Origin of the sequence: Bradyrhizobium sp. IC3195, from assembly GCF_020193585.1 — a bacterium.
In the GTDB taxonomy this organism is placed as follows: domain Bacteria; phylum Pseudomonadota; class Alphaproteobacteria; order Rhizobiales; family Xanthobacteraceae; genus Bradyrhizobium; species Bradyrhizobium yuanmingense.
Map to the genome: position 1 here is coordinate 89,418 of NZ_JADYVG010000016.1, position 26,558 is coordinate 115,975.

Annotated in this window: 24 protein-coding genes; 16 read left to right on the plus strand and 8 right to left on the minus strand. The window is 65.0% G+C overall.

The genetic code is table 11. From position 1 onward, the window contains the following. Window positions 1–136: 136 nt before the first annotated feature. Window positions 137–1,198: a lipopolysaccharide heptosyltransferase II gene (gene waaF / locus I6F09_RS26040; protein WP_225189391.1), complete on the minus strand. Its 1,062-nt coding sequence runs from the start codon at window positions 1,196–1,198 to the stop codon at window positions 137–139. 158 nt (window positions 1,199–1,356) lie between these two features. Here waaF and rfaD point away from each other — a divergent pair, with 158 nt between their 5' ends. The 5 genes from rfaD (at window position 1,357) to I6F09_RS26065 (ending at window position 8,098) form a co-directional block, all read left to right on the plus strand. Continuing rightward, window positions 1,357–2,337 (plus strand): ADP-glyceromanno-heptose 6-epimerase, encoded by a 981-nt coding sequence (gene rfaD, locus I6F09_RS26045; RefSeq protein WP_225189392.1) that lies wholly within the window; start codon window positions 1,357–1,359, stop codon window positions 2,335–2,337. A gap of 12 nt (window positions 2,338–2,349) precedes the next feature. Further along, window positions 2,350–3,834 (plus strand): D-glycero-beta-D-manno-heptose-7-phosphate kinase, encoded by a 1,485-nt coding sequence (rfaE1, locus tag I6F09_RS26050; protein WP_225189393.1) that lies wholly within the window; start codon window positions 2,350–2,352, stop codon window positions 3,832–3,834. Beyond that, entirely contained in the window at window positions 3,831–5,117 is a 1,287-nt protein-coding gene (locus tag I6F09_RS26055; RefSeq protein WP_225189394.1) for an O-antigen ligase family protein, read from the plus strand. Before rfaE1 ends, I6F09_RS26055 begins: the two co-directional genes overlap by 4 nt. Before the next feature lie 84 nt (window positions 5,118–5,201). After that, on the plus strand, window positions 5,202–7,115 hold the full coding sequence (locus tag I6F09_RS26060) for an SDR family NAD(P)-dependent oxidoreductase (protein ID WP_225148280.1): 1,914 nt from the start codon (window positions 5,202–5,204) through the stop codon (window positions 7,113–7,115). A gap of 35 nt (window positions 7,116–7,150) precedes the next feature. Further along, window positions 7,151–8,098 (plus strand): NAD-dependent epimerase/dehydratase family protein, encoded by a 948-nt coding sequence (locus I6F09_RS26065; RefSeq protein ID WP_225189395.1) that lies wholly within the window; start codon window positions 7,151–7,153, stop codon window positions 8,096–8,098. On the opposite strand, the gene I6F09_RS26070 is transcribed toward I6F09_RS26065, so the two are convergent. Together I6F09_RS26070 and I6F09_RS26075 are read right to left on the minus strand one after the other, a co-directional pair. Beyond that, on the minus strand, window positions 8,086–9,105 hold the full coding sequence (locus tag I6F09_RS26070) for a glycosyltransferase family 4 protein (RefSeq protein ID WP_225114167.1): 1,020 nt from the start codon (window positions 9,103–9,105) through the stop codon (window positions 8,086–8,088). The genes I6F09_RS26065 and I6F09_RS26070 overlap by 13 nt on opposite strands. After that, window positions 9,102–10,061 carry a lysylphosphatidylglycerol synthase transmembrane domain-containing protein gene (locus I6F09_RS26075; RefSeq protein WP_225114168.1) on the minus strand — a complete coding sequence of 320 codons (960 nt, stop codon included), beginning with the start codon at window positions 10,059–10,061 and terminating at the stop codon, window positions 9,102–9,104. The genes I6F09_RS26070 and I6F09_RS26075 overlap by 4 nt, the downstream gene beginning before the upstream one ends. A gap of 238 nt (window positions 10,062–10,299) precedes the next feature. On the opposite strand from I6F09_RS26075, the gene I6F09_RS26080 reads away from it, so the two are divergent. The 6 genes from I6F09_RS26080 (at window position 10,300) to I6F09_RS26105 (ending at window position 17,479) form a co-directional block, all read left to right on the plus strand. Further along, window positions 10,300–11,289: an SDR family NAD(P)-dependent oxidoreductase gene (locus I6F09_RS26080; protein ID WP_225189396.1), complete on the plus strand. Its 990-nt coding sequence runs from the start codon at window positions 10,300–10,302 to the stop codon at window positions 11,287–11,289. Window positions 11,290–11,296: 7 nt separating this feature from the next. Then, the gene (locus tag I6F09_RS26085; protein WP_057028743.1) at window positions 11,297–12,709 is read left to right on the plus strand and encodes a mannose-1-phosphate guanylyltransferase/mannose-6-phosphate isomerase; all 1,413 of its coding nucleotides are present in this window, start codon (window positions 11,297–11,299) and stop codon (window positions 12,707–12,709) included. Window positions 12,710–12,891: 182 nt separating this feature from the next. Continuing rightward, window positions 12,892–13,896 (plus strand): Gfo/Idh/MocA family oxidoreductase, encoded by a 1,005-nt coding sequence (locus I6F09_RS26090; RefSeq protein ID WP_036032059.1) that lies wholly within the window; start codon window positions 12,892–12,894, stop codon window positions 13,894–13,896. A gap of 38 nt (window positions 13,897–13,934) precedes the next feature. Then, window positions 13,935–15,086, plus strand: coding sequence for a DegT/DnrJ/EryC1/StrS family aminotransferase (locus I6F09_RS26095; RefSeq protein ID WP_225189429.1), 1,152 nt, complete (start codon window positions 13,935–13,937; stop codon window positions 15,084–15,086). A gap of 214 nt (window positions 15,087–15,300) precedes the next feature. Then, window positions 15,301–16,827, plus strand: a complete 1,527-nt coding sequence (gene murJ, locus I6F09_RS26100; protein ID WP_225189397.1) for a murein biosynthesis integral membrane protein MurJ — start codon at window positions 15,301–15,303, stop codon at window positions 16,825–16,827. Between the two features lie 256 nt (window positions 16,828–17,083). Next, a complete protein-coding gene (locus I6F09_RS26105; RefSeq protein WP_225189398.1) occupies window positions 17,084–17,479 on the plus strand; it encodes a DUF1127 domain-containing protein in 396 nt (131 codons plus the stop codon). 14 nt (window positions 17,480–17,493) lie between these two features. Here I6F09_RS26105 and I6F09_RS26110 read toward each other — a convergent pair whose 3' ends face one another. Together I6F09_RS26110 and I6F09_RS26115 are read right to left on the minus strand one after the other, a co-directional pair. Continuing rightward, the gene (locus I6F09_RS26110) at window positions 17,494–17,706 is read right to left on the minus strand and encodes a hypothetical protein (protein WP_225189399.1); all 213 of its coding nucleotides are present in this window, start codon (window positions 17,704–17,706) and stop codon (window positions 17,494–17,496) included. Window positions 17,707–17,717: 11 nt separating this feature from the next. Beyond that, a complete protein-coding gene (locus I6F09_RS26115) occupies window positions 17,718–17,951 on the minus strand; it encodes a hypothetical protein (RefSeq protein ID WP_225189400.1) in 234 nt (77 codons plus the stop codon). A 266-nt stretch (window positions 17,952–18,217) separates the two neighbouring features. Between I6F09_RS26115 and I6F09_RS26120 the strand changes: the two genes are divergently transcribed. The 4 genes from I6F09_RS26120 (at window position 18,218) to I6F09_RS26135 (ending at window position 23,085) form a co-directional block, all read left to right on the plus strand. Continuing rightward, window positions 18,218–18,499, plus strand: a complete 282-nt coding sequence (locus I6F09_RS26120) for a hypothetical protein (protein WP_036015526.1) — start codon at window positions 18,218–18,220, stop codon at window positions 18,497–18,499. A 183-nt stretch (window positions 18,500–18,682) separates the two neighbouring features. Next, window positions 18,683–20,992, plus strand: a complete 2,310-nt coding sequence (locus I6F09_RS26125; RefSeq protein ID WP_225114174.1) for a xanthine dehydrogenase family protein molybdopterin-binding subunit — start codon at window positions 18,683–18,685, stop codon at window positions 20,990–20,992. 130 nt (window positions 20,993–21,122) lie between these two features. Then, entirely contained in the window at window positions 21,123–21,572 is a 450-nt protein-coding gene (locus I6F09_RS26130) for a cytochrome c (RefSeq protein WP_057028751.1), read from the plus strand. A 229-nt stretch (window positions 21,573–21,801) separates the two neighbouring features. Further along, on the plus strand, window positions 21,802–23,085 hold the full coding sequence (locus tag I6F09_RS26135) for a cystathionine gamma-synthase family protein (protein ID WP_225144359.1): 1,284 nt from the start codon (window positions 21,802–21,804) through the stop codon (window positions 23,083–23,085). Between the two features lie 212 nt (window positions 23,086–23,297). Here the strand turns inward: I6F09_RS26135 and I6F09_RS26140 are convergent, their stop codons facing one another. Next, window positions 23,298–23,717 carry a CHRD domain-containing protein gene (locus I6F09_RS26140; protein WP_036015536.1) on the minus strand — a complete coding sequence of 140 codons (420 nt, stop codon included), beginning with the start codon at window positions 23,715–23,717 and terminating at the stop codon, window positions 23,298–23,300. 147 nt (window positions 23,718–23,864) lie between these two features. On the opposite strand from I6F09_RS26140, the gene I6F09_RS26145 reads away from it, so the two are divergent. Next, a complete protein-coding gene (locus tag I6F09_RS26145; RefSeq protein ID WP_225189401.1) occupies window positions 23,865–24,788 on the plus strand; it encodes a cytochrome c in 924 nt (307 codons plus the stop codon). 137 nt (window positions 24,789–24,925) lie between these two features. Here I6F09_RS26145 and I6F09_RS26150 read toward each other — a convergent pair whose 3' ends face one another. Together I6F09_RS26150 and I6F09_RS37440 are read right to left on the minus strand one after the other, a co-directional pair. Continuing rightward, on the minus strand, window positions 24,926–25,171 hold the full coding sequence (locus I6F09_RS26150) for an Lrp/AsnC family transcriptional regulator (protein ID WP_018642903.1): 246 nt from the start codon (window positions 25,169–25,171) through the stop codon (window positions 24,926–24,928). A gap of 102 nt (window positions 25,172–25,273) precedes the next feature. Then, the gene (locus tag I6F09_RS37440) at window positions 25,274–26,521 is read right to left on the minus strand and encodes an ATP-binding protein (RefSeq protein ID WP_276573873.1); all 1,248 of its coding nucleotides are present in this window, start codon (window positions 26,519–26,521) and stop codon (window positions 25,274–25,276) included. Window positions 26,522–26,558: the final 37 nt, after the last annotated feature.

A 26,558-nucleotide genomic window follows, 5' to 3' on the forward strand; every position in this document is an offset into this window, starting at 1 on the left:
AGTAGCCGGGGTCAGCAAAATCAAGGAGTTGGCGGAGAGTTCGAGAGATTGCGGATTTTTCGAACGAATTTTGACTCGTCGGGCAAAACAGTGGCAGGATGTCATCATCGGCCCGAGCCACGATCGCCTCAGTTCGTCACCCGCTTCCCGCTTCCCCCAGCACCATCTCCGCAATCCCCACCACCTCGCTTGCCGCAATATTCCGCATGCAGCGGTGGTCGTTCACCTTGCAGACCGTGCTCTGGCAGGGCTGGCAGGACAGCTTTTCCTTGTCCTGCACCAGTGTCGCGGCGAGGCCGTTCAGCGGGGCCCAGAGATAGGGGCTGGTGGGACCGAAGATGCCCATGGTCGGCGTGCCCAGGGCGGCTGCGATGTGCATCAGGCCGGAATCGTTGGAGATGGCAACGCCGGCGGCGGCCATGGCGAGGATGCCGTTGCGCAAGTCCGAGCCGGTGAGATCGCGGACGCCCGGGCCGCCGGCGGCGACGATCTCCTGGGCGAGCTCCTTTTCGGCGGGACCGCCGACCACCCAGACCTCGAGGCCGCGCTCGACCAGCAGGCGGGCGGCTTCGGGATAAGAGGTCCAGCGCTTGGAGACGCCGACCGAGCCCGGGGCGAGTGCCACCGCGGCGCCGGCACCGAGACCATTGGCCTCGCGCCACCGGGCGATCTCCTCGGCCGGGACGCGCAGTTGCGGTACCGGCCATTCCGCGGGCAGGGGCGCGCCGTCGGGCTGGGCGAGGGCGGCGTTCTTGTCGATGAAGCGGGGCAGCTTCTTCTCACCCCAGCGCCAGCGGTTGAGCAGGCCGAACCGGAACTCGCCGACGAAGCCGATCCGTTCAGGAATACCGGCGAGTGCCGGCGCGATGGCCGCTTTCCAGGTCCGGGGCAGCACCAGGGCAGTGCCGTAATTCTGTTTCCGCAGCAGCCCTGCCAAGCCGAACTGGCGTGCGACGGCCAGCCGGCTGCGCGGCATATCCCAGACGATGCCGGCGCGCACCCCGGGCATGTAGTCCACCAGCGGGGCGCACAGGGAGGTGGTGAGGAGATCGACCGGCCGGTTCGGCCAGCGCTCCTTCAGGACCCGCACGACGGTGTGATTCCGCACGAAATCGCCGATCCACATGTAGGGGACGATCAGGATCGGGCGTGTGTCGCTCCGATCTGCATCACTACCAAATTGCGAATCAATATTCATTCGTTATGAGGGCCGAACACGTGCCGATATGGCGGCTCGGTTAGCCGCTCCGGGCCGGCAGGTAAAGGCGGCAGAAGAGCAATCCCAAAACAGCTTACACTTTGGCGGATCATGCGCTAGGGCAGGATCGGGCACCTAAAATCGGGCAGGTAGGTGGAATGTTGCTGGTGACCGGCGGGGCCGGTTTTATCGGATCGAATGTCGTGGCCGCGCTGAACGAGGCCGGTCGCAGCGACGTCGTGATCTGCGATCTCCTCGGAACCGAAGGCAAATGGCGCAATCTCGCCAAGCGGCAGCTTGTGGATATCGTTCCCCCGACCGAGCTGATGGACTGGCTGAAGGGCCGCAAGCTGGAGGCCATGATCCATCTCGGGGCGATTTCCGCGACCACGGCGACCGACGGTGATCTCGTCGTCGAGACCAATTTCCGCCTGTCGATGCGCCTGCTGGACTGGTGCACGATGAATGCCGTGCCGTTCATCTACGCGTCCTCGGCGGCGACCTATGGCGACGGCACGGAAGGCTTCGACGACGATTCCTCGCTGCCGGCGCTGAAGAAGTTGCGGCCTATGAATCTCTACGGCTGGAGCAAGCACCTGTTCGATCTCGCTGTCGCCGAACGTGTGGCGCGCGGCGATCGGCTCCCGCCGCAATGGGCCGGCCTGAAATTCTTCAACGTGTTCGGGCCGAACGAATATCACAAAGGCTCGATGATGAGCGTGCTGGCGCGGCGCTTCGACGACGTCAGGGCAGGCCGCGTCGTGCAGCTGTTCAAGTCGCATCGCGAGGGCATCGCCGACGGCGATCAGCGTCGCGATTTCATCTATGTCGACGATGTCGTGCGCGTGGTCCTTTGGCTGCTCGCGACGCCGTCGGCGTCCGGCCTGTTCAACGTCGGCACCGGCAAGGCGCGCAGCTTCAAGGACCTCATGCTGGCTGCCTATGCGGCGCTCGGCACCAGGCCCAACATCGAATACATCGACATGCCCGAGCAGATCCGGGACAGCTACCAGTATTTCACCCAGAGCGAGGTCGATCGTCTGCTCCGCGCCGGCTATAACGGCGGCTTCACGACGCTCGAGGACGCGGTGAAGGCCTATGTCGGGGATTATCTCGACCGGCCCGACCGCTTTCGCTGAGGCCTTTCGACCATGCCGACGCCCATTCTCGATTTCGATGCCCTCGCGCAAGCCATCTCAGGCCGTACGGTGCTGTGCATCGGCGACATCATGCTGGACGAGTTCGTCTACGGCGAGGTGTCGCGGATCTCGCCGGAAGCGCCGGCGCCCGTCATCGCCGCCCAGCGCAGCGAGATCCACGTCGGCGGCGCCGGCAACGTCGCGCGCAACGTCGCTTCGCTCGGCGCGCGCTGCATCTTCGTCGGCCTCGTCGGCGACGACGACGCCGGCACGCGGCTCGAGGCCGCGCTCAATGATCAAGCCGGCATCGAGAGCGTGCTGGTGCGCGACGCCTCGCGGCCGACCACGCGAAAAGTCCGCTTCGTCTCCGAACATTTTTCCACGCACATGCTGCGCGCCGATTGGGAGCAGGCGCTGGCTGCGTCCGACGAGGTCGAAACGAAGTTGATCGACGCGATCCTGCCGCAGATCGCGCGCGCCGACATCGTGCTGCTGTCCGACTATGCCAAGGGCGTGCTGACGGCGCGCGTGATCCGCCACACCATCGATGCCGCACGCAAGCTCGGCAAGCCCGTCATCGTCGATCCTAAGAGCCTGAACTGGGCGATCTATCGCGGCGCCACGCTGCTCACGCCCAACCGCAAGGAATTCTCGGAAGCGACCCGCAGCCGCGCCGACACGGTGCAGAGCATCGTCGAGGCCAGCGAGGATGTGATGCGGCTCGCCGATTGCGAGGCGATCCTGGTCACCCAGGGCGAGCACGGCATGACCTTGGTGCCGCGGAATGGCGGGGCCGTCCACGTGCCGGCCGTCCCGGTGAAGGTGCGCGACGTCTCGGGCGCCGGTGACACCGTCGCCGCTGCGGTTGCGGTGTCGCTCGCGGCCGGAGCGGACTGGGACACGGCACTGCGTATGGCCAACGCCGCCGCCGCCGTCGCGGTCGGCAAGCAGGGCACCGCCAGCGTCAGCGCGGCCGAGCTGCGACGCAAGATCCTGCCGCATGCCACGCTCGCGGCCGAAGAGAAGATCGTGCTCAATCCGGCCGCCCTCGACGTGCAACTCGCCGATTGGAACAGGCAGGGCCTGCGCGTCGGCTTCACCAACGGCTGTTTCGACATCCTGCATCCCGGCCACGTCAAGGTGCTGACCGCGGCGCGCGCCGCCTGCGACCGCCTGATCGTGGGGCTCAACAGCGACGCCTCGGTGCGGCGGCTGAAAGGTGCCGATCGTCCGGTCCAGGACGAGCGCGCGCGTGCCGAGGTGCTCGCCGCACTGGAGGCCGTCGATCTCGTCGTCATCTTCACGGAGGACACGCCGATCGACCTGATCACCAGGATCAAGCCCGGCGTGCTGGTGAAGGGCGGCGACTACACACGGGAACAGGTCGTCGGCCATGAGGTGGTCGAGGCCGCGGGCGGGGCAGTCGTGCTGGTCGACATCCTCCAGGGCTTCAGCACGACGGCGCTGGTTCATCGCGCTCGGGGAGGGGGCAAGTGACGGCGCTCGCACGCGAGACCCCCGGCCAGATGTTGCGGCGGCGCCTGCGCAGTCCGGCGGCCTGGCGTGAAACGGTCGATCTGTTTGCGATCCTGACTGCGGCCTCGCTGCCCTGGTCGACATCGCTTGCGGGGATCTTCAACGCGCTGATGCTGATCTGCATGGTGCCGTTCCTCGATCTACGCGATTTCCTGCAGTCCCTGAAGCGTCCGATCTGCATTGCGCCGATCGCGCTGGTCGTTCTCGCGCTGCTGGGGACGCTGTGGTCGGATGCCCCGTGGGGCGCGCGCTTCTATGCGGTTAATCCGACCGTCAAGCTGCTCGTGCTGCCGGTCCTGCTCTATCATTTCGAGCGCTCGCCGCGTGGCCACTGGATATTCATCGCCTTCCTGGTGTCCTGCGCCTTGCTGTCGGTGATGTCCTGGCTGGTCGCCTTCTACCCGAACCTCGCGCTCAAGACCGATCCGCCCGAGCGCGGCATCTTCGTCAAGAACTACATTGACCAGAGCCAGGAATTCGCGCTTTGCGCGGTGGCGCTCGCCTATCCGATCGTGATGCTGTTGCGCGAGAAGCGATACTGGTTCGCCGCGTTGCTGACGGCGCTGGCGCTTAGCTTCTTCATCAATATGACCTTCGTGGTGGTGTCGCGCACCGCGCTCGTCACTATTCCGATCATGTTCGGCGTGTTTGCACTGCTTCACCTCAAATGGCGCAGCATCGCGATCATCTCCGGCGCGCTGCTCGTCGGCGCCGTTCTCGCCTGGCAGGCCTCGCCGCAATTGCGCCACACCGCCGAGAGGTTTACCACCGATTACACCGGCTATGTGGAACGGGGCGAGGCAACCTCCATGGGCATGCGGCTCGAGTTCTGGCGGAAGTCGCTCGGCTTCTTCGCGGAGGCGCCGATCCTGGGGCACGGCACCGGTTCGACCCGCGGGTTGTTCGAACGCGTCGCGACGCCCGCCGGTCAGCGGCGGGCGTCAGCCGAGGTGATCGGCAACCCGCACAATCAGACGCTGAACGTTGCGGTGCAATGGGGCGCGATCGGCGTCGCCATTCTCTACGCGATCTGGATATTGCATCTGCGGTTGTTTCGCGGCGACGGGATTGCCAATTGGATCGGACTCCTAGTCGTGGTGCAGAACGTCTTTACCTCGCTGTTCAACTCGCATCTGTTCGACTTCCACGAGGGCTGGATGTACGTCATCGGAGTCGGCGTCGCCGGCGGAATGGTGATCCGGGAACAACAGCTCGGGGCGAAGATGAGGGAAGCCGGTTCCTGAGCGGTCGCGCGGCTGGCAAGTCTTGTCGAGATGGGCTATCAGCGCGGTCAGGTTGCATCTAACTGGGTTTTCATCGGTCGGCGGATGACGCGACTTACGCATCTCACCTCGCGCAATTTCCTGATCGCGCTCCACGACCTGCTGGCGACCACGGCGGCGCTTTTTGCCGCCTTCTATCTGCGATTCGAGGGTGGCGACGATTTCTACGCTCGATTGCCGCTGCTGTTCCAGATCCTGCCCTACTTCCTCGCCTTCAGCGTGGTCGTGTTCTTCTTCTGCAATCTGACCACGACGAAATGGCGTTTCATCTCGCTGCCTGATGCGCTGAACATCATTCGCGCGGCGACCGTGCTCACGGTTGCGCTGCTCGTGCTCGACTACATCCTCGTTGCCCCCAACGTTCGCGGCGCCTTCTTTCTCGGCAAGGTGACGATCGTCCTCTACTGGTTTCTCGAGATCTTCTTCCTCAGCGCGCTGCGCATGGCGTACCGCTACTTCCGCTATACGCGGGTGCGGCGTCACGCGAGGGGCGGGGAGGCCGCGCCGACGCTGCTGATCGGCCGCGCCGCGGATGCCGAAGTGCTGCTGCGCGGCATCGAGAGCGGAGCGATCAAGCGCATCTGGCCGATCGGCGTCTTGTCACCATCGCCTGCCGATCGGGGCCAGCTCATTCGCAACGTGCCGGTGCTGGGCGGCATCGACGACGTCGAGGATGTGATCTCGGATTTCGCCAAGCGCGACAAGCCCATCGCGCGCCTCATCATGACACCATCGGCTTTCGAGCCGGAGTCGCATCCGGAATCGATCCTGATGCGGGCGCGCAAACTGGGTGTGATCGTGAGCCGGATGCCCTCGCTGGAGAGCGGCGATACGCCAAGGCTCACGGCGGTTGCGGTCGAGGACCTCCTGCTGCGTCCGAGCGAGAAGATCGACTATGCGCGCCTGGAGGCCTTGATCAGGAGCAAGGCCGTGATCGTCACCGGCGGCGGCGGCTCGATCGGATCCGAGATCTGCGAGCGTGTGGTCGCCTTCGGCGCGGCACGTCTCTTGATCGTGGAAAATTCCGAGCCGGCTCTCTACGCGGTCACCGAGGCGCTGGCCGCGCGTGGTGCCACCGCACAGATCGAAGGCCGGATTGCCGACATTCGCGACCGCGAGCGCGTCATGCGCCTGATGGCCGAGTTCAAGCCCGACATCGTCTTCCATGCCGCGGCGCTCAAACACGTGCCGATCCTCGAGCGCGATTGGAGTGAGGGCGTCAAAACCAACATCTTCGGTTCCATCAACGTCGCGGACGCCGCCGTTGCCGCCGGCGCCGAGGCGATGGTGATGATCTCTACCGACAAGGCAATCGAGCCGGTGTCGATGCTCGGCCTCACCAAGCGCTTTGCCGAAATGTACTGCCAGGCGCTCGATCGCGACCTCGCAGCCGGAGCGAACGGCAGCAAGCCGCCGATGCGGCTGATCTCGGTCCGGTTTGGCAACGTGCTGGCCTCGAACGGGTCGGTGGTGCCGAAGTTCAAGGCCCAGATCGAGGCCGGCGGGCCGGTGACGGTAACTCATCCCGACATGGTCCGTTACTTCATGACCATCCGCGAGGCCTGCGATCTCGTCATCACCGCGGCGACGCATGCGCTTGGGACGCAGCGTCCCGACGTCTCGGTCTACGTGCTCAACATGGGCCAGCCGGTGAAGATCGTCGATCTCGCCGAGCGCATGATCCGCCTGTCCGGGCTGCAGCCGGGCTACGACATCGAGATCGTGTTCACCGGCATGCGGCCGGGCGAGCGCCTGCACGAGATCCTGTTTGCCTCGGAGGAGCCGACCCGCGAGATCGGCGTGCCCGGCATCATGGCCGCGCAGCCGAACGAGCCGCCGATGCAGACGCTGCGCAAATGGAATGCGGCGCTTGAGCAGGCGATCGCGCGCGACGATCGCGCCACCATCAGGACCATCCTGAAGGATGCCGTGCCGGAATTTGGATCCACGGCGGCCTGACCATTGTTGCGCAATCCAGCGCTCGGGGAGCGACGATGAGCGAACGCAAACCGGTCGTACTGGTGACGGGAGCGAGCGGCTTCATCGGCCGTCACCTCGGGCAGGCGCTGGCGTGCGAGGGCTGGTCGGTCCGCCCCGTGGTCCGCAAGCGTCAGGGCATCGACGGCGAGGTCGTGATCGAATCGATCGGCGCCGACACCGATTGGCGGGCCGCGCTCGAGGGGGTGGAGGCGGTCGTTCACCTTGCCGCGCGCGTGCATCACAGGCGCGAGGAGCATGCAGCCCAGCTCTACCAGGACGTCAACACCGCCGGCACGGTGCACCTGGCGCGCTGCGCGGCGAGGGCGGGCGTGCGCCATTTCATCTTCATCAGCACCGTGCTGGTGCATGGCCGCAGCAACGAGGGCAGGGCCCCGTTCAGCGAGAACGACGTCCCGACGCCGCGCGGCCTCTACGGGACGTCCAAGGCGGCGGCCGAGGCAGGCCTGAGGACGCTCGCGGGCGAGAGCGACATGAAGATCTCTGTGATCAGGCCGCCCATGGTCTATGGCGCGAGCGCCAAGGGAAGTTTCGCTCTGTTGACGCGCGCGATGAACCTTGGGGTGCCGTTGCCGTTCGCCGCGATCCGCAATCGCCGCGCCTTCCTTGCCGTGCAGAACCTGTCGTCCTTCATCCTGCACCGGCTCGCTCATCCAGATGCGGCCGGCCATTTCGAGATATTCCTGCTCGCCGACAGCGAGCAGTTCTCGACGCCCGAATTCATCGCGCGTCTGGCTAAGGCCTCCGGCAAGCGCCCGCGACTGTTCGGCGTGCCGCCGGGCCTGCTCAGCGCGCTTTTCCGAATGATCGGCCGGCAGGACATGCATGACAGCCTGATCGGCTCGCTCGAGCTCGACGTCTCGAAGGCGCTCGCGACCGGCTGGCGGCCGGAGGTTTCGCTCGATGAGGGGCTGCGGCTCGCCGTGTCGGCTCAGGACGCCTGAGGGCGGGAGAAGCGGCGCAGCAGGAGGGCGACCGCGATCGCGCCGGCAATCAGCGCGGGCAGCGTGACGACCACCGTCGCGGCGCGAACGGCGAGGATCGCCAGCCCTGCGAGCACGAGGTTAAGCAGGAAGACTTCGCCGCTCACCCGGGACACCGAGAAACCGTTGTCGGTCGCGCGCTGATAGAAATGCGAACGGTGCGCCGACCAGAACGGCTCGCGGCGCGCGATGCGCCGAAACAGCGTGATGGTGGCATCGGCGAGGTAGTAGGCCGGCAGCAGCAGCGCCGCAGCCGCTTGTCCGTGCCAGGCGAGCTCGAGCAGGCACCAGCCGAGCAGGAGGCCGATCGGCAGGCTGCCGACATCGCCCAGGAAGACTTTTGCGACAGGACGGTTGAACGGCGCAAAGCCGAGCATGGCGCCGCACAGCGCGGTGGCGATCAGCACGGCCGGCCATGGGAGATCCCCGAGCATTCCCAGCAGCAGCAGCGCAGCGGTGACCGGAACGACTTCCGCCACCGTCATCAGGTCGAGCCCGTCCATGAAGTTGACGAGGTTCACGAACCAGACGCCGGCAAGGACGATGAGGCCGCGCTCCAGCGCGAGCGGCAGCGCCGGCACGATGCGCGCGGTGTCCGGGGCGGTGAACACCACGGCGCCGACGCAGGCGGCCTGCAGCACCAGGCGCACCAGCACGGGCAGCGATACGATGTCGTCGACGAAGCCGACCAGCGCGATCACGATTGTCGCAGCGACCAGCGCCGGCGGGATCGCGACATTGGCGGAGACCCCCCACAGCGAGGCAACGATCAGCGTCGCGGCGATCACCGCGATGCCGGCGCCCTGCGGGGTCGGGACGCGATGGGAGGACCGCGCATTCGGCCGCGCCAGCGCGTAGCGCTGCAGCAGGGGGCGGCTGGTCCAGGTCACCAGCGCCGAGATCAGCGCGGCCGCCGCAACGGCAAGCAGCAGGGCCGCGCCGGCGAGCGCATCGGCAGCCGAATTCACTCCGGCACTCCGATCGGGGCCGACCCTTGCGCGGCTTTCTCGGCGCTGAGGATCCAGACCAGGCCGCCGACTGCCCCGACCAGGAAGAACACGGCGCCGAACAGCAGCGAGACGTTGACGCCCTCGTTGGCGGAAAGTCCCGCGAAGCCGAACGCAAGGCTCATCGTGGCCTCACGCACGCCCCAGCCGGCGATCGAGATCGGCATCATCGTGATCAGCATCACCGGCGGCACGAGCAGAAAGACGTCGCTGAAGCGAACCGGGGCCCCAATCGACTGCACGACGCACCAGGCGATGACGACGGCGAGCACGTGAACGAGGACCGACAGGATCGCGACGACGGGGCCGCTTGTGCCGCTGAAGATCACGCGATTGGCGATGACGGCGCAGGCGTGGATGTGATGCGTTGCCCACCAGGTCTTCAGCCAGCGCCATTTCAGCGCGCCGAAGATCAGGAAGCCGAGGCCGCCGGCGAGCGCCAGGAGGTCGATGAGCAGCAGCGCCGAGCGACCGTGCGGATCGGTGATGAGGGTGTAGCTCCAGGGCAGGCTGGCGACGATCAAGATCGCGAGCGCGACCAGGCCAATGGCGCGGTCGACAAAGATCGAGTAGGTCGCCGTGCGCCAGCCGGCGCCGGCGCGGGCGACGAGCCACAGGCGCACCGCATCGCCGCCGATCGCCGACGGCAGCGTCTGGTTGAAGAACGAGCCGATCACGTTGTATCGCATGGCGCGGCCGAGCTCGAGCGGCGCGCCGCAGGCGGCGCTGATCTCGCGCCAGCGCAGCACGCCGACGAAGATCTGCAGGAACGTGACCGCGATCGCGACACCGAGCCAGAACAGGCTGGTCAGGGTGAATCGGGAAAACAGCTCGGATAGGTCGACCTTGCGCAGCGCCAGATAGAGCAGCGCCGCGGAAATCAGGATCTTGGCCGTCGACAACAGGATTCGGCGCATCTCGTCCGCATGAACAGGGTTTGCTAAGATTGAGGCAACCCGACGCGAGGCGCCGAATTCGGCCGCTTTGGTATGGTTTTGGCGCCGATCTTGCAATAGCCGTCGTTAAGGAGGCGTCGTTGAGGAGCCGTCGTTAAGGACGCCATGAGGAGATCGCGTGAAGGAGCGGGGAGCCTATTGCGACCCCGTCGAGGTGGCGGCTAGACAGGATCGGGCGAGGGATCACCCAGGGAACAGGATGACGGATCAGGCGATTTTGGTCACGGGTGCGGCCGGCTTCATCGGCTTCCACGTCGCCCGGCAGCTCCTGGGCGAAGGTCGCGCCGTCGTCGGGCTCGACAATCTCAACAGCTATTACGATCCGGCGCTGAAGAAAGCGCGCCTTGCTCTGCTCCGGGACCAGCCGCGCTTCTCGTTCATCGAGGCCGATCTCGCCGACCGCGAGACCATGGCGGCGCTGTTCGCGCAACATCGTTTTGCCAAAGTCGTGCATCTGGCCGCGCAGGCCGGCGTGCGCTACTCGATCGAGCAGCCGCAGACCTACGCCGATTCCAATCTCGTCGGCTTTCTCAACGTGCTGGAGGGCTGCCGCAACAATGGCTGCGGTCATCTGGTCTACGCCTCGTCATCCTCCGTTTACGGCGCCAACACAAAACTGCCATTTGCGGTTGCGGACCGCACCGACCATCCGGTCAGCTTCTACGCCGCGACCAAAAAGGCGAACGAGGTGATGGCGCAGTCCTACAGCCATCTTTATCGCCTGCCGGTCACGGGGCTGCGGTTCTTCACCATCTACGGGCCATGGGGCCGCCCCGACATGGCCATGTTTCTGTTCGCGAGCGCCATCATGGCCGGCAAGCCGATCCGGCTCTTCAACCATGGCAAAATGCGCCGCGATTTCACCTATATCGACGATGTGACGCGCGTCGTGTCCAAGCTGATCGATCTTGTGCCTGCGGACGATCCGGCTGCCGCAAATGCGCCGTCAAAGCTCTACAATGTCGGCAATCATCATCCGGAGGAACTGATGCACGTCGTCGGTCTTCTGGAGCGGGAGCTGGGCCGGACGGCGATCAAAGAATTGCTGCCGATGCAGCCGGGAGATGTGCTGGAAACGTTCGCGGATGTCGAGGATCTCTCGCGCGACACCGGCTTTGCACCGTCAACGCCGATCGAGCATGGGGTTCATAACTTCGTCACCTGGTATCGGGACCATTTCAAGGTTTGAGATCACGATGGACAAACGCATAATCCCCCTGATCATGTGCGGCGGTGCCGGCACGCGGCTGTGGCCCGCTTCGCGCGAGGTTCGGCCCAAGCAGTTCCTGCCGCTGTTCGGCACGCGCTCGACGTTCCAGGACACGCTGCTGCGCGTGTCCGATCCCTCTTTGTTCGACCGGCCGATCGTCATCACCAACGCCTCCTACCGCTTCATGGTGCTGGAGCAGCTCGCCGAGATCGGCATCGAGGCCGACGTGATCCTCGAGCCGATGCGGCGCGATTCCGGCCCTGCCATCGCGGCCGGCGCGGTGTTCGCGCAGAACCGCGCCAGCGAGGCGATCGTGCTCGCGCTCGCCGCCGATCACGTCGTGCAGAATAATGCTGCCTTCGTCGCCGCCTGTCGCGAGGGCCTCACCGCCGCGAATGCCGGGCGCATCGTCACCTTCGGCGTCAAGCCGGAACGGCCGGCAACGGAATATGGCTACATCAATCCGGGCGACGTGATCGCGGGCGAGGTGCAGGCGGTTGCGCGCTTCGTCGAGAAGCCGGATGCGGTGAAGGCCTCCGACTACGTCAATTCGGGCTACCTCTGGAACAGCGGCAACTTCATGTTCCCGGCGAGCGTGCTGCTCGACGAATATCGCAGGGTCGATGCGGCAAGCGTCGAGGCCGTCACCAATGCCGTCAACAATGCCGGCCGCGATCTCGGCTTCGTCACGCTGGAGCCCGAGGCGTTCGGCGCGGCCAAGGCGATCTCGATCGACTATGCGGTGATGGAGAAGACCTCGCGCGCCGCCGTCGTGCCGGTGTCGTGCGGCTGGTCCGACGTCGGCTCCTGGCATGCGGTGTGGGAGCTGTCGGAGAAGGACGCGCAAGGCAATGCCGCGCATGGCACCGCCGTGTTCGAGGATTCCCGCAATTGCAACGTCACCACGGATTCCGCGCTGGTCGCGCTCGAAGGCGTCGACGATCTCGTCGTGGTCGCGACCGCGGACGCGGTGCTGGTCTCGCGGCAGAAGGATGCCAACGGGCTGAAGCGCCTCGTGACGAAATTGAAGTCGGTCGCGCCGAAAGTCACCGAGGAGCATCTCAAGGTGCACCGGCCCTGGGGCAGCTATCAATCCGTCGACAATGGCGAGCGCCACCAGGTCAAGCGCATCGTGGTGAAGCCGGGCGGGCGGCTGTCGCTGCAGAAGCACCATCATCGTGCCGAGCACTGGATCGTGGTCCGCGGCACGGCGCAGGTGACCGTCAACGAGACGGTGAAGACGGTGCACGAGAACGAGTCGATCTACATCCCGATGGGCGCCGTCCACCGGATGGAGAATCCCGGCAAGATCCAGCTGGAGCTGATCGAGGTCCAGACTGGAAGCTATCTGGGGGAAGACGACATCATCCGGATTGAAGACGACTATCAAAGGTCGTAACCAGCAAACTCCGAATCACGCGACCCGGGCCGAGAAGCGGTATCTTTTTCGGCCTAAGGCCCGGGGAACGTGTAACTTTTTGAATCAAATCGTGTCCGCCCCGCCAGGGCGGCATTCGCCACAAATGTGGCGTCCGTGCTAGAAGCGGCCCGGGGATTTGCGTTGAATCGGGGTTTGCTCAGATGACTTCCAGGGGATCTGCACCGGCAAAGGCCGGCTTGCGCGTCGGTGTCATTGGCGCCGGCGTGATGGGCAGCAACCATGCGCGCGTGCTCAGCGGCCTGCCCGGCGTCAGCCTCGTCGGCGTCGTCGATCCCTCGCCGGCGCATCGTGCGCGGGCCACGGAGCTCGCCAATTGCGAAAGCTTCGAGACGCTCGACCAGCTGTTCGCCGAAGGCGTCGATGCCGTCACCATCGCGGCACCGACCCATCTGCATCACGAGGTCGCGCTCGCATGCATCGCCAAGAACATCCATGTGCTGGTCGAAAAGCCGATCGCATCCACGGTGGAAGAGGGCCGCGAGATCGTCGCCGCCGCGCACAAGGCGGGCGTCACGCTGATGATCGGCCATGTCGAGCGCTTCAATCCGGCGGTCGCCGCGGTTAAGCAGGCGATCGCGGGCGAGGACATTCTCTCCATCGCGATCACCCGCGTCGGCCCGTTCCCGCCGCGCATGTCCAATGTCGGCGTCGTCATCGACCTTGCCGTGCACGATATCGATTTGATCCGCTGGTTCACCGAATCCGACATCGTCGAGGTGCAGCCGCAATTGTCGAGCGCGGTCGCCGAGCGCGAGGACATCGCGCTCTTGCAGTTCCGCACCGAGAGCGGCGTGCTCGCCCACATCAACACCAACTGGCTGACGCCGTTCAAGGCGCGCAGCGTCACGGTCGCAACGCGCGGCAAATACGTGATGGGCGATCTCTTGACGCGCCAGGTCACCGAATGCTTCGGCTTCAAGCCGGACGGCAGCTACTCGATGCGGCATCTGCCGGTCGGCCATGACGAGCCGCTTCGCGCCGAGCTGATCGCGTTCCTCAAGGCGGTGCGCAACGGCGAGACGCCGGCAGTGACGGGCGACGAGGGCGTCGCCAGCCTCGAGATCGCCACGCAATGCCTGGAGAGGCCCTCGCGTCCTGCGGCGACGTCACCCGCGCGCAAGGGGCCGCGCCGCGTCGCCGGCTGATCCCTTCCATGTCGACCGCTCAAACGTCACAAGGCGTCATGAACCAGCACTTACGTTCCGAACCCATTCCCTTCATCGACGTCGCCTCGCAGCGCCGCCGGCTCGGCGCCTCGCTCGATGCGGCCGTGAAGCGCGTGATGGACCATTGCCAGTTCGTCAACGGGCCGGAGGTCTTCGAGCTCGAGAAGCAGCTTGCGGCCTACTCAGGCGCCAAGCACGTGATCGGCTGCGCCAGCGGCACCGACGCCATCCTGATGGTGATGATGGCCAGGAATGTCGGGCCCGGCGATGCCGTGCTGTGTCCGTCCTTCACCTTCATCGCGACCGCTTCGCCGGTGGCGCGGACCGGCGCGACGCCGGTCTATGTCGACGTCGACGAGACCACCTTCAACATGAGCCCGGAATCGCTCAAGCGCGGCATCGCCACCGCCCGCAAGGCCGGTCTCAAGCCCGTCGCGGTGATTCCGGTCGATTTGTTCGGCCAGCCCGCCGATCACGACGCCATCGCCGAGATCGCCAGGGCCGAAGGCCTGTTCGTGCTCGACGACGCCGCGCAAGGCTTTGGCGCGAGCTACAAGGGGCGCAAGCTCGGCACCCTCGGCCACGCCACTGCGACCAGCTTCTTCCCGGCAAAGCCGCTCGGCTGCTTCGGCGACGGCGGCGCGATCTTCACCGATGACGACGAGCTCGCCGCCACCTTGCGCAGCATCCGCGTGCACGGGCAGGGCGTCGACAAGTACGACAACGTCCGCCTCGGTCTCACCGGCCGGCTCGACACGATGCAGGCCGCGGTTCTGATCGAGAAGCTGAAGATCTTTGACGACGAGATCGCCGCCCGCAACAAGGTCGCGGAGCGCTATGCGCGCGGCCTGTCCAACGTGGTCACCGTGCCGCGCATCGCGCCGGGCAATACCTCAGTCTGGGCGCAGTACACCATTCGTCTTCCCAAGGGTATCGACCGCGACGGCTTCGCTGCCGCGCTAAAAGCCCAGGGAGTGCCGACCGCGATCTATTACGGCAAGTCGATGCACCAGCAGACCGCCTACAAACAGTACCCGGTCGCCGAGGGCGGATTGCCCGGTTGCGAGAGCCTGTCGCAGGACGTCATCAGCCTGCCGATGCATGCCTACCTGACCGAGGCCGATCAGGAGCGAATCATCGCCGCCGTCCGCGGCGCGCTGGCGGGCTGAGTTCTTCCCTCTCCCCTTGCGGGAGAGGTTGGCTTCGCGAAGCGAAGCCGGGTGAGGGGTCTCTCTCCGTACGGCATGCACTGAGAGATACCCCTCACCCGATTGAGTCTGTATCTGCCTGCGGTGCTGCCCTCTCCCGCAAGGGGAGAGGGCGCAGTAATGCGCATCGCAAGATGCATCGACCTCCGTCCGATAAGTCTCTACAACAATCCGCATGCTCGGACGCATCTTCACGGTCGGTGGTTACACGCTGCTGTCGCGGCTGACGGGGTTTGCCCGCGACATCATGCTCGCGGCGATCCTCGGTGCCGGGCCGGTGGCCGACGCCTTTTTCGTGGCGCTGCGGCTTCCCAACCATTTCCGCGCGATCTTCGCCGAGGGCGCCTTCAACGCCGCCTGGGTGCCGGCCTATGCCCATGTCCATGGCGAGAAGGGGGAGGCGGCCGCACATTTGTTCGCCGACCGCATCTTCACGCTGCTCCTGGCCTCGCAGGTGGTGCTGCTGATCGCCGCCTGGCTGTTCATGCCGCAGGCCATGAGCATCCTGGCGCCAGGCTTCGGTGAGGATGCCGAGCAGCGCAAGCTCGCGATCGAGTTGACCCGCATCACCTTTCCCTATCTGCTCTTGATCACGCTGGTGACGCTCTATGGCGGCATGCTCAACGTGATGCAGCGCTTTGCCAGCGCCGCGGCCGCTTCGATCTTCCTCAACGTCGCGATGATGATGACGCTGGCGGTTGCCGTCTGGTTTCCGACCGCAGGCCATGCCGCGGCCTGGGGCGTGCTGATCTCCGGCTTCCTGCAATATTTCCTGCTCGCGGGCGATCTCGCCCGCCATGGCGGCCTGCCGCGCTTTGCCCCGCTCAAGCTCGACGAAGACGTCCGCGGCTTCTTCAAGGCGCTGGGGCCGGCGACATTGGGCTCGATGGGCACGCAGGTCGCGCTGTTCGCCGATACCATCATCGCGACCTTCCTGCCCGCGGGCGCGCTGTCCGCGCTCTATTATGCCGACCGGCTCAACCAGCTGCCGATCGGCGTCATCGGCATCGCCATCGGCACGGTGCTGCTGCCGGAGATGTCGCGGCGGATCACCGCAAACGACCACGATGGCGCGCTGAGGGCGCAGCGCCGCGCCTTCGATTTCACGCTGCTGTTCTCGATCCCGTTCGTGGCCGCCTTCATCACCGTGCCCGATGCGATCATGCGCGCGCTGTTCGCGCGCGGTGCGTTCTCCAAGGCCGATGCCGCCGCCGCCGGTGCGACGCTCGCGGCCTATGCCATCGGCTTGATCCCGTTCGTGCTGATCCGCAGCGCGGTCGCGACCTTCTATGCCCGCAAGGACACCGCAACGCCAGTGCGGGCGTCGCTGACCGGTATCGCGGTCAATGTCGCGCTGAAGGTCGCCTTGATGGGATCGCTGGCCCAGATCGGCCTCGCGCTGGCCACCGCCATCGGCGTCTGGACCAATCTCTTGCTGGTGCTGTACTTCGCCGTGCGGCGCGGCTTTCTCGTGCTCGACCGCGCCTGGCTGCTGTCGCTCGCCAAGTTCTTGCTGACCGGCCTCATCCTCGCCGCCGCGTTCTGGCTGATTGCGCACTTCAGCGGCCCTTGGCTGGGCGCGATGCACTTCCGGGATGAATTGATGCTGATCCTGCTCGCCGTCGGCGGCACGATCGTCTACGCGCTCGCGATCCTCGTGCTGTTCGGCCGCAAGTGGCTGGTCTCGCTGCTGCGTGGCTAGAGAGCACGGCATTCGCCTCCAGGCTGCAGCCAACATCGGCACATCTCTTGATTTTGCGCGATTGCGGTGGTAGGAGTCGCTCATGATCAAATGCTCGCGCAAAGTCTCCCGCAACCACATCACCCGCTTCGGCTGGGCGGTGGGAGGAGTCGTGCGCTAGGATTTCGACGACATTTTTTCCACCAGGCCCCGCCGGCATCGGACGGGGCCTTTTCATTGGCCACGCTCCCTGCCGGCTCAACAGGAGGAGCGTCCGATGCCACCACAACTGACGAAGATCTCATCCGAGGCCGAGCACGACGCCGCGGTGCTTCGCCTCGACCGATCCATTGCGCTGGCGAAGGACGCCATGGACGAGGTCTTGGCGGCAGCGGCTCGCCTCAATGTGTCCGTTGCAACGCCGGGCCATGCCTTGTCGGGGAGAGAAGCTGCCGCAGCCGCGCCGGCGCAAAGCCTCCCGGGCCTGCTCAAGCGATATTGGTTTGCTTTTGCGAAGTGGCGTCTACACCCGCGGGTCAGTTTGCTGGATCTGAGCGACAGGGAGCTGATGGACATCGGCCTGACGCGCGCCGAGATCAACTATCTCGCACGTGGGCGGGCGATCGATGCGCTCAGAGATAGTACGAGGTATCTGTTGAGCCGCGGGATGTGAGTAATCGACGATCCTCACGCTGGCATATGACCTGACGCGCGCGGCTTGAACTCGGCAAGGTCTGGCTCCATCCAGCCGTGCCGCGCCTCTCTCGAGAACAGCGCTTCGCGGCTCCAGAAACGTAAGAGTACGTCCTTTTCGGTTGCCGGGGACGCCAGCACCGCGTTGCAGGCGGCGACAATATCGTGTCGGCCGACCTCCGCGAGAATTCCTTCGATGATCATCAAGAAGGCCATCGTCATCGTGTGGTGCGCACATCGTCGTTCACGCCGCCAGCGGCAACATTGTAGGCGCGGATCATCTCGGGGAGTTCGACCCGCCAGTCCCGAGCCGGATCAGTGGCGAGCAAGTAGCTCGTCACGATCAGATGTTCACGATGGCTGAAACGTGCCCCCGGAAGTGTACGCGCGAGGAAGCCCTCGCTCAGTTCGGCGACCTCTGCAGCATCCGTGCAGCAAATTCTGTTGCTCATGGCGGCGCCTATGTTACCTTGGTACCAAGGTAACATTCTAGAACGGAAAAGGCAAATTGGGATCGGTCAACTCGGCCGCCCAGGCTCTGCCTGTGTGACAACAATCGTTCCGCGATCAGAGCGTCGACCCCGCAGGCGTCCGAACGAATCCAAGATTCACCTGGTCTCTGAGGACGTGAGTTGCAGGGCTGGAGACCGATGCCCGAGCAAGTCCGGCAATGGCATGATGCGACTAAACCCCCGCCTTCCGATCGAGGTCACACATTATGAACTCAGAAGCTCACAAACATTCAGTCCAACGCGTACAGACGGGAGTTCGGATCGAGAAGCGCATTCTCAAGGTCGCGAAGGGCCTCGCCGAATACCTGGATATGAGCCTCGGTGATTTGCTGGAGGGCGTTCTCCTGCATTCGTTCGAAGGCAAGACTCCGTTCGAGCCTGCGACGCTGCAACGCATTTCGACGCTGAAAGATTTGTACGGGCTGACGCTCACGGCCTCCGATGCTCATCAGCTATTTGAAGCTCGGGGTGAGCACGAGAACAGCTAAGTGGGAGCGCTCGGCTCTCGCCGTCAACGTCACACGATCACGCTGGGACCTTGCCGAGCATTCCAGTGAGGCACGCGCGGCGCGATTGAACCTGCGACCCCTGCGCCCGCCTAAACCCGTTTGCGTTGCCAGTTTTTCCACGGCAATATGCCCACAAAACAACCATGAGAACGGGAAGATAAAATGGCGGCTCCCATCAAGTTCGGCGTTGGCCAAAGCGTGCTGCGCAAGGAGGATGATGCGCTCATCCGCGGCAAGGGCCGCTATACCGACGATTACGCGCCGCAGGCCGCGCTCCGCTGCCTGGTGCTGCGCTCGCCGCATGCGCATGCCAAATACACCGTCGATGCGACCCGCGCCCGCGGCCTGCCGGGCGTTGCGCTGATCCTGACGGCCGACGACGTCGGGGATCTCGGCAATCTGCCCTGCCTGTTCAACCTCGAGACCGATCCGTTCACCGGCCCGCCTTACCCGATCCTGGCCAAGGACGAGGTGCGCCATGTCGGCGACGCCATCGCCTTCGTGGTCGCCGAGACCATCGACCAGGCTCGCGACGCGATCGAGGCGATCGAGGTCAAATGGTCGCCGCTGCCCGCGGTGACCGGCGTCGTCAACGCCGTGAAGAAAGGCGCAGCCTTGGTCTGGCCGGACAAGCCGGGCAACGTGCTGTTCGACGTCTCGATCGGCGACAAAGCGGCCACGGAAGCTGCCTTCGCGAAAGCGCATGCGGTCGCCGAGATCTCCATCGTCAATCCGCGCGTGGTTGCAAGCTTCTTGGAGACCCGCGCTGCCGTCTGCGAATACGATTCCAAGCGCGACCATCTGACGCTAACGGTCGGCAGCCAGGGCAGCCACCGTCTGCGCGACATCCTCTGCCAGAACGTGCTCAACATCCCCACCGACAAGATGCGGGTGATCTGCCCCGACGTCGGAGGCGGGTTCGGCACAAAACTGTTTCCGTATCGGGAATATGCCCTGATGGCCGTCGCCGCGCGCAAACTGAAGAAGGCGGTGAAGTGGGCGGCCGACCGCTCCGAGCATTTCATGGGCGATGCGCAGGGCCGCGACAACGTCACCACCGCCAAGATGGCGCTGGCTGAAGACGGCAAGTTCCTCGCGATGGATTGCGACCTCATGGGCGACATGGGCGCGTATCTGTCGACCTTCGGGCCCTACATCCCGCATGGCGGCGCCGGCATGCTGCCCGGCCTCTACGACATCCAGGCCTTCCATTGCCGGGTGCGCACGATCTTCACCCACAGCGTGCCGGTCGACGCCTATCGCGGCGCGGGCCGGCCCGAAGCCGCCTATGTCATCGAGCGCCTCGTCGATGCCTGCGCGCGAAAGCTCGACATGACGCCGGATGCCATCCGCCGCAAGAATTTCATCCCTCCGAAGGCGCTGCCCTACAAGACCGCGACCGGCAAGGTCTACGATTCCGGCGACTTCGCCGCGCACCTGAAGCGCGCGATGGAGATCGCGGAATGGAAGGAATTCCCCAAGCGCGCCAAGGCGGCCAAGAAGGGCGGCCTGATCCGCGGCATCGGGCTTGCGAGCTATGTCGAGATTTGCGGCGTGATGGGTGAAGAGACGGCCAACGTCCGCCTCGATGCCAATGGCGACGTCACCGTGCTGATCGGCACGCAATCGAGCGGGCAGGGCCATCAGACCGCCTATGCGCAGATCGTCGCCGAACAGTTCGGCGTGGCGCCCGAGCGCGTGCATGTTCGCCAGGGCGACACAGACGAGATCGCGACCGGCCTCGGCACCGGCGGCTCGGCCTCGATCCCCTCCGGCGGCGTCAGCGTCGAGCGCGCCACGCGCGAGCTCGGTTCGAGGCTGAAGGAGATCGCGGCACAGGCGCTGGAAGCCAGCGCGGGCGACCTCGAAATCTCCGAAGGCGTGGTGCGGATCGCCGGCACCGACCGCTCGATCTCGTTTGCCGACCTGGCCAAGCGGCCCGGCGTCGATCCATCGAAGCTGAACGGTAGCGCGACCTTTGCCAGCGCCGACGGCACTTATCCCAACGGCACCCATGTTGCGGAGGTCGAGATCGATCCGGCGACCGGCATCATCAAAATCGTCAACTACGTGATCGTCGACGATTTCGGCAAGACGCTCAATCCGCTGCTCTTGGCCGGCCAGGTGCATGGCGGCGCCATGCAGGGCATCGGCCAGGCCTTGATGGAGCAGGTGGTGTATGGACCGACCGACGGCCAGCTCATCACCGCGACCTTCATGGACTATGCGCTGCCGCGCGCGGCGGACGGGCCGGCCTTCGTGTTCGAGACCCACAACGTGCCCTGCAAGACCAATCCGATGGGCGTGAAGGGGGCCGGCGAGGCCGGCGCGATCGGCTCCTGTCCGGCCGTGGTCAACGCCATCGTCGATGCGCTCTGGCGCGAGTACAAGATCGACCACATCGACATGCCGGCAACGCCCGAGCGGGTGTGGGTTGCGATCAGCGAGCATCACCGCCGTCACAGCTTGTGAAGCCGCGCTCCCCCGCGCGCACGGGAATAAACGCGCCGCGCGGGGTTCTACCTATGATGGGTCCCGGCTTCACCAGAAGCCGGTGACAGTCTCATTCCCCGAACGTCTCGAGAGCCGGAGAAACGAACCAATGAAACGGACGATGATTGTCGCGGGCGCCCTCGTGCTGGGCGCGGGCGCCGTCATGGCGCAACAGGAGATTGCCGTCCAGCAGGACAATCTGATGCGAGCGATCGCCAAGAATCAGTATGGCGTGCTTCAGAAGATGAGCAAGGGCGATATTCCCTTCGACAAGAAGGCTGCCGATGAGGCCATCGCCAGCATCGAGGCCGATGTTGCCAAGATCGCCAAGACCTTCGAGATCAATCCCAAGCAGGATGTCGTCAACGCGACCTACGGCTCGTCGCCGAAGGTCTGGCAGAACAAGGCCGATTTCGATGCCAAGATCCCGCCGGTGCAGAAGGCGATCGCCGACGCCAAAGGCAAGATCACCAATGTCGCGGGCCTGAAGGCGGCCTACACGGCGATCAACGACCGCTGCAATGATTGTCACGAAACCTATCGCGTGAAATTGAAATAGCGGGCGCAGTTAACGGGCTACCAAGGACTTCAGAAGGGCGGTTGCGAAAGCAACCGCCTTTTTCTTGACCGCGGCCCGCAGGAACTTCCGTCCGCAAGGCCTGACGGATTGCCGCGAGAGCGGCTATCCTTGCGCCAACGGCCGTGCGCTCACACGAGTCTCCTCCCGGCATCCTCACGTCGGGAATCCCAGCGCGCGGCGAGCACCTCGATCAACAGCGAGACAGGCCATGGCAAAACCGTTCCCCTCCAAGACCCATATCGGCAATCATATGCTGCATCCGGAAACCCTGATGCTGACCTATGGCTATGATCCGCAATTGTCCGAGGGCGCCATCAAGCCGCCGGTGTTCCTGACCTCCACCTTCGTGTTCAAGACCGCCGAGGATGGCCAGGACTTCTTCGACTACGTCGCCGGACGGCGCGAGCCGCCGGAAGGCATGGGCGCCGGCCTGGTCTATTCGCGCTTCAATCATCCCAATAGCGAGATCGTCGAGGACAGGCTCGCGATCTACGAGCGCACGGAGAGTTGCGCGCTGTTCTCGTCCGGCATGGCGGCCATCGCAACCACGATTCTGGCCTTTGTTCGCCCGGGCGATGTCATCCTGCACTCGCAGCCGCTCTATGGCGGGACGGAGACGCTGCTGACGAACACGCTCGCGCGCCTGTCGATCGGCGCCGTCGGCTTTGCCGACGGCATCGACGAGACGGCGGTCAAGCAGGCCTCGGAGGAGGCCATGGGCAAGGGGCGGGTTTCGATGATCCTGATCGAGACGCCGGCCAATCCGACCAACGGCCTCGTCGACATCGCAATGATCCGCCGCATCGCCGATTCCATCGGCAGGGCCCAGGGACACACGCCGGTCATCGCCTGCGACAACACGCTGCTCGGGCCGGTGTTTCAGCGGCCGATCGAGCACGGCGCGGATCTGTCGCTGTATTCGCTGACAAAGTATGTCGGCGGTCATTCCGACCTGATCGCGGGCGCCGCGCTCGGATCGAAGGCGATCATGAAAGGCATCAAGGCGCTGCGCGGCGCCATCGGCACCCAGCTCGATCCGCATTCGTGCTGGATGATCAACCGCTCGCTCGAGACGCTCAGCCTGCGGATGGAGAAGGCCGATGCGAATGCGCGGCTCGTGGCAGACTTCCTGCGCGACCATCCGAAGGTCGCCAGGGTGCACTACCTCGGTCACCACGAGCAGGGCTCGCTGTCCGGCCGTGTGTTCGCGCGGCAATGCCTGGGCGCGGGCTCGACGTTCTCGTTCGACATCGTCGGCGGCAAGGAGGCGGCGGTGAAATTCCTCAACGCGCTGCAGATCCTCAAGCTGGCGGTGAGCCTTGGCGGCACGGAATCGCTCGCAAGCCTGCCGGCGACGATGACCCATTCCGGCGTTCCCGCCGACATCCGCCAAAAGATCGGCGTGCTCGATTCCACGATCCGGCTGTCGATCGGCATCGAGAACCCGTCGGACCTGATCGCCGACCTCGCGCAGGCGCTGAACGCGGCTTGAGCACGGTCAGAGTCGTAGCGTCGTAGCCCGGATGGGGCGCAGCGAAATCCGGGGACCTGTCCGCAACGCGCAGGGCTCCCGGATTGCACCAACGGGCGGCGCTTCGCGCCGACCGTTGGCTCCATCCGGGCTACGAAGTTGCTTGGAATCGAAAAGGCCGGTCGCTCCCTCCTTGCGTCCGGCCTGTCCGCGACGAAGCCCGCGTTTTCGCTTTACTTCGTCACCTGACCGCGGATCTCGCCGGCCGGGTTCGCCGCGGTATGGATGTTGATGTAGTACTTGCCGCCGAGCAGATCGGCGGCCTGCGCGTCGGTGAGCGTGGCTTCGCCCTTGACCGGGCTCGAGGCTGCATTCGGGATCGGGACCGCGACGCCGGCGTTCTTGCCGGCTTCGGCAGGCCCGTGGAAATGCGCGGCGGTGGCGGGGCCCGAGAGGCCGGAATAGGTGACGGTCCAGGACAGCTTCTTGCTGGCAGCGTCGTAGTCCAGATCGGCCGTTCCGGTCGCGCTGCTGGTGTTGGCGGGGACTTCGGATTTGCCGTCCAGCGTCGCCTTCAGTTTCTCCGCGCTGGCCGGGGCGGCGAACGCAACGGCGGCTCCGAGTACCAGTGTGGCAAAAACGGCTTTGGTCATGGCTTTCTCCTGTTGACGCCTGATTGCTTTTCAAACAGTGCGTCATGCGGTTTATTCCGGCATTACATCCGGGCCGTCTAAAATATTCGTGGTTGGATCGAGCGCGGCATGACCCTTAAGTTCGCGCGTTCACGATGGAATGATCGAATGTTGCGACGAACGCTCCTTGCCGCCCTGATCGCCGCCGCCGCGGCGTTCGCACTCTATTGGTGGTTGACCGCCCCGGCCGTGCTGGCCTTGCCGGCGCCGACACGCAACCCCGATCTCGCCAACGGGCAGGAGCTGTTCAACGCCGGCGGCTGCTCGTCCTGTCATGCCACCCCCAATCAGCCCGATCGCCTGCGGCTCGGCGGCGGGCTGGCGCTGGGCTCGCCGTTCGGGACGTTCTACGTCCCCAATATTTCCCCCGATCCCGCCTACGGGATCGGCCGCTGGAGCGAGGCCGATTTCGTCAACGCCGTGATGCGCGGCATCTCGCCCTCGGGCACGCACTATTTCCCCGCCTTTCCCTACACGTCCTATCATCTGGCCAGTGTCGACGACGTCCGCGATCTCTTTGCCTATCTGAAGACGCTTCCGTCGGTGTCCGGCACAGTGGGCGACCACGCGCTGCCGTTTCCGTTCAACATCCGCCGCAATGTCGGCATCTGGAAGCTGCTGTTCATGGACACCGCGCCGTTCGTCGCGGACGCCGCGCGCTCGCCGCAATGGAATCGCGGAGCCTATCTCGTGAACGCTTTCGGCCATTGCGCCGAATGCCACAGCCCGCGCAATGCGCTCGGCGGCATCATCGCCAGCCAGCGCTTTGCCGGTGGGCCCAATCCCGAAGGGGAGGGCTGGGTGCCCAACATCACGCAGCAGGGCATCGGCAACTGGAGCGAGAAGGATATCGCGGATTTTCTCGAGACCGGCGACCTGCCCGAGGGCGACAGCGCTTCGGGCGCGATGCGGGCGGTGATCAAGAATCTGGCGCAACTTACCGCGGAAGACCGCGCCGCGATGGCCGCCTATCTGAAGTCGCTGCCGCCGGTGCAGGGACCGACGCCGCCCAAGCGCAAGGAGGGCGGCTAGCGCTGCCGGCGCTTCGGCCGTTGTTTTGCGCGTGATCTAAAGCGCGATGAGATTGGGATGAATCATCATCGCGCTTTAGGTAGTTGTTTACGCATGATCTTTCCGGAAAACCGCTTCGCACTTTTCCGGATCATGCTTTAGCCGGTGCCGAACGCCTTGAAGGTGATGATGGTGAGAGTGTCCTGGATGCCCGGCAGCACCTGCACCTTCTCATTCACGAAGTGGCCGATGTCGGTATCCTTGTCGACGTAGAACTTCACCAGGAGGTCGTATTGGCCGGCCGTGGAGTAGATCTCGGAGGCGATCTCGGCTTCGGCAAGCGCATTGGCCACCGTATAGGACTGGCCGAGCTTGCACTTGATCTGAACGAAAAAAGGAACCATCGCGGGCACTCCGAAAGCGTATTCTTCCGGCTAATAGGCCAAAACCGGCTGGATTTAGCAAGCGAACTTGCTGGATCATCCGAGGTGCATTCGGGCGCGATGCTAGGATGGGACCACTGCGGCGGCCAATGCATCCCTCAGGCGCTGGGCGAGCTCGACCTTGCGGTAGGGCTTGGTCAGCACGGCCGCTCGCGCCTGCGCGCGGCCCTGCTCGACCAAGGTCTCCAGCGCGTAGCCCGAGGTGAACAGGACCGGCAGGCCGGGACGCACCCGCCGCGCCTGATCGGCGAGCTCCCAGCCGCTCATGCCGCCCGGCATCACGATATCGGTGAACAGCAAGTCGATGCCGGGATCGCCCTGCAGCTGCTGCAAGGCATCCTTGCCGTTGACCGCGGCGACGACGCGATATCCGAGCGCTTCCACCCTGCGAATGACGGAGGAGCGGACGAACGGATCGTCCTCGACGATCAGGACCGTCTCGTAGCCTCGCGGCGCCGTGTCCTCGCCGTCGGGAAGATCGGCTTGCGACCTACCGGTGCTCGCGCGCGGCAGGTAGATCCTGGCCGTGGTCCCAAGGCCAGCCTCGCTGTAGATCGAGACATGGCCGCCTGATTGCTTGGCAAAGCCATAGACCATGCTGAGGCCGAGGCCCGAGCCCTTGCCGACCTCCTTGGTGGTGAAGAACGGCTCGAACGCGCGTGCGGCGACCTCCGGCGTCATGCCTTCGCCGTCATCGGTAACCGCGATCAGGACGTAGCTGCCGGGTGCGACCTCCCGGTGAACGGCACCGTCATCATCCTCGATCGTGATCAGCTCCGTGGCCAGCGTGAGGTGGCCTCCCGATGGCATGGCATCCTGCGCGTTGAGCGCGAGATTGAGCACGGCGGATTCGAGCTGCGCGCGGTCGGCAAAGGCCAGGATCGTGCCGGGCCCGGAGGTCGTCCTGATCTCGATGTCTTCGCGCAAGGTGCGCTTGAGCAGCTTGAACATGGAATCGAGCAGGCTCCGGCAATCGATCGTCTGAGGCCGCAGCAATTGGCGGCGGCTGAAGGCGAGCAGGCGCTGCGTCAGCTCGGCACCCCGTTCGCCCGATTGGCAGATGTCGTCGGCAAAGCGCCCGAGGTCGGGCCTCGCCTTTAGCTGCTCGCTCAGGTGCTCGGCATTGCCGATGATGACGGTCAGCAGATTGTTGAAGTCGTGCGCGATGCCGCCGGAGAGCTGACCGACCGTCTCCATCTTCTGCGCCTGCTGAAGCTGCTGCTCGGTCAGCTTGCGCGCGGTGAGGTCGTGGACGATGCCGACGAAGATCAATTCGCCGTCCTGCCGCGCCTGGCCGACCGACAGCTCCATCGGAAACGTCGTGCCGTCCTTGCGCAGGCCGACGGCC

What these genes read in the sequence shown, in the direction of transcription:
- rfaD (WP_225189392.1), top strand. Translation starts at nt 1,357, where the DNA reads ATGTTGCTGGTGACCGGCGGGGCCGGTTTTATCGGATCGAATGTCGTG.
- I6F09_RS26125 (WP_225114174.1), top strand. Translation starts at nt 18,683, where the DNA reads ATGGCGGCTCCCATCAAGTTCGGCGTTGGCCAAAGCGTGCTGCGCAAG.
- I6F09_RS26090 (WP_036032059.1), top strand. Translation starts at nt 12,892, where the DNA reads ATGACTTCCAGGGGATCTGCACCGGCAAAGGCCGGCTTGCGCGTCGGT.
- I6F09_RS26135 (WP_225144359.1), top strand. Translation starts at nt 21,802, where the DNA reads ATGGCAAAACCGTTCCCCTCCAAGACCCATATCGGCAATCATATGCTG.
- I6F09_RS26085 (WP_057028743.1), top strand. Translation starts at nt 11,297, where the DNA reads ATGGACAAACGCATAATCCCCCTGATCATGTGCGGCGGTGCCGGCACG.
- I6F09_RS26150 (WP_018642903.1), bottom strand. Translation starts at nt 25,171, where the DNA reads ATGGTTCCTTTTTTCGTTCAGATCAAGTGCAAGCTCGGCCAGTCCTAT.
- I6F09_RS26140 (WP_036015536.1), bottom strand. Translation starts at nt 23,717, where the DNA reads ATGACCAAAGCCGTTTTTGCCACACTGGTACTCGGAGCCGCCGTTGCG.
- murJ (WP_225189397.1), top strand. Translation starts at nt 15,301, where the DNA reads ATGCTCGGACGCATCTTCACGGTCGGTGGTTACACGCTGCTGTCGCGG.
- I6F09_RS37440 (WP_276573873.1), bottom strand. Translation starts at nt 26,521, where the DNA reads ATGGAGCTGTCGGTCGGCCAGGCGCGGCAGGACGGCGAATTGATCTTC.
- waaF (WP_225189391.1), bottom strand. Translation starts at nt 1,198, where the DNA reads ATGAATATTGATTCGCAATTTGGTAGTGATGCAGATCGGAGCGACACA.
- I6F09_RS26095 (WP_225189429.1), top strand. Translation starts at nt 13,935, where the DNA reads ATGAACCAGCACTTACGTTCCGAACCCATTCCCTTCATCGACGTCGCC.
- I6F09_RS26145 (WP_225189401.1), top strand. Translation starts at nt 23,865, where the DNA reads ATGTTGCGACGAACGCTCCTTGCCGCCCTGATCGCCGCCGCCGCGGCG.
- I6F09_RS26075 (WP_225114168.1), bottom strand. Translation starts at nt 10,061, where the DNA reads ATGCGCCGAATCCTGTTGTCGACGGCCAAGATCCTGATTTCCGCGGCG.
- I6F09_RS26065 (WP_225189395.1), top strand. Translation starts at nt 7,151, where the DNA reads ATGAGCGAACGCAAACCGGTCGTACTGGTGACGGGAGCGAGCGGCTTC.
- I6F09_RS26080 (WP_225189396.1), top strand. Translation starts at nt 10,300, where the DNA reads ATGACGGATCAGGCGATTTTGGTCACGGGTGCGGCCGGCTTCATCGGC.
- I6F09_RS26130 (WP_057028751.1), top strand. Translation starts at nt 21,123, where the DNA reads ATGAAACGGACGATGATTGTCGCGGGCGCCCTCGTGCTGGGCGCGGGC.
- I6F09_RS26115 (WP_225189400.1), bottom strand. Translation starts at nt 17,951, where the DNA reads ATGAGCAACAGAATTTGCTGCACGGATGCTGCAGAGGTCGCCGAACTG.
- rfaE1 (WP_225189393.1), top strand. Translation starts at nt 2,350, where the DNA reads ATGCCGACGCCCATTCTCGATTTCGATGCCCTCGCGCAAGCCATCTCA.
- I6F09_RS26105 (WP_225189398.1), top strand. Translation starts at nt 17,084, where the DNA reads ATGCCACCACAACTGACGAAGATCTCATCCGAGGCCGAGCACGACGCC.
- I6F09_RS26060 (WP_225148280.1), top strand. Translation starts at nt 5,202, where the DNA reads ATGACGCGACTTACGCATCTCACCTCGCGCAATTTCCTGATCGCGCTC.
- I6F09_RS26120 (WP_036015526.1), top strand. Translation starts at nt 18,218, where the DNA reads ATGAACTCAGAAGCTCACAAACATTCAGTCCAACGCGTACAGACGGGA.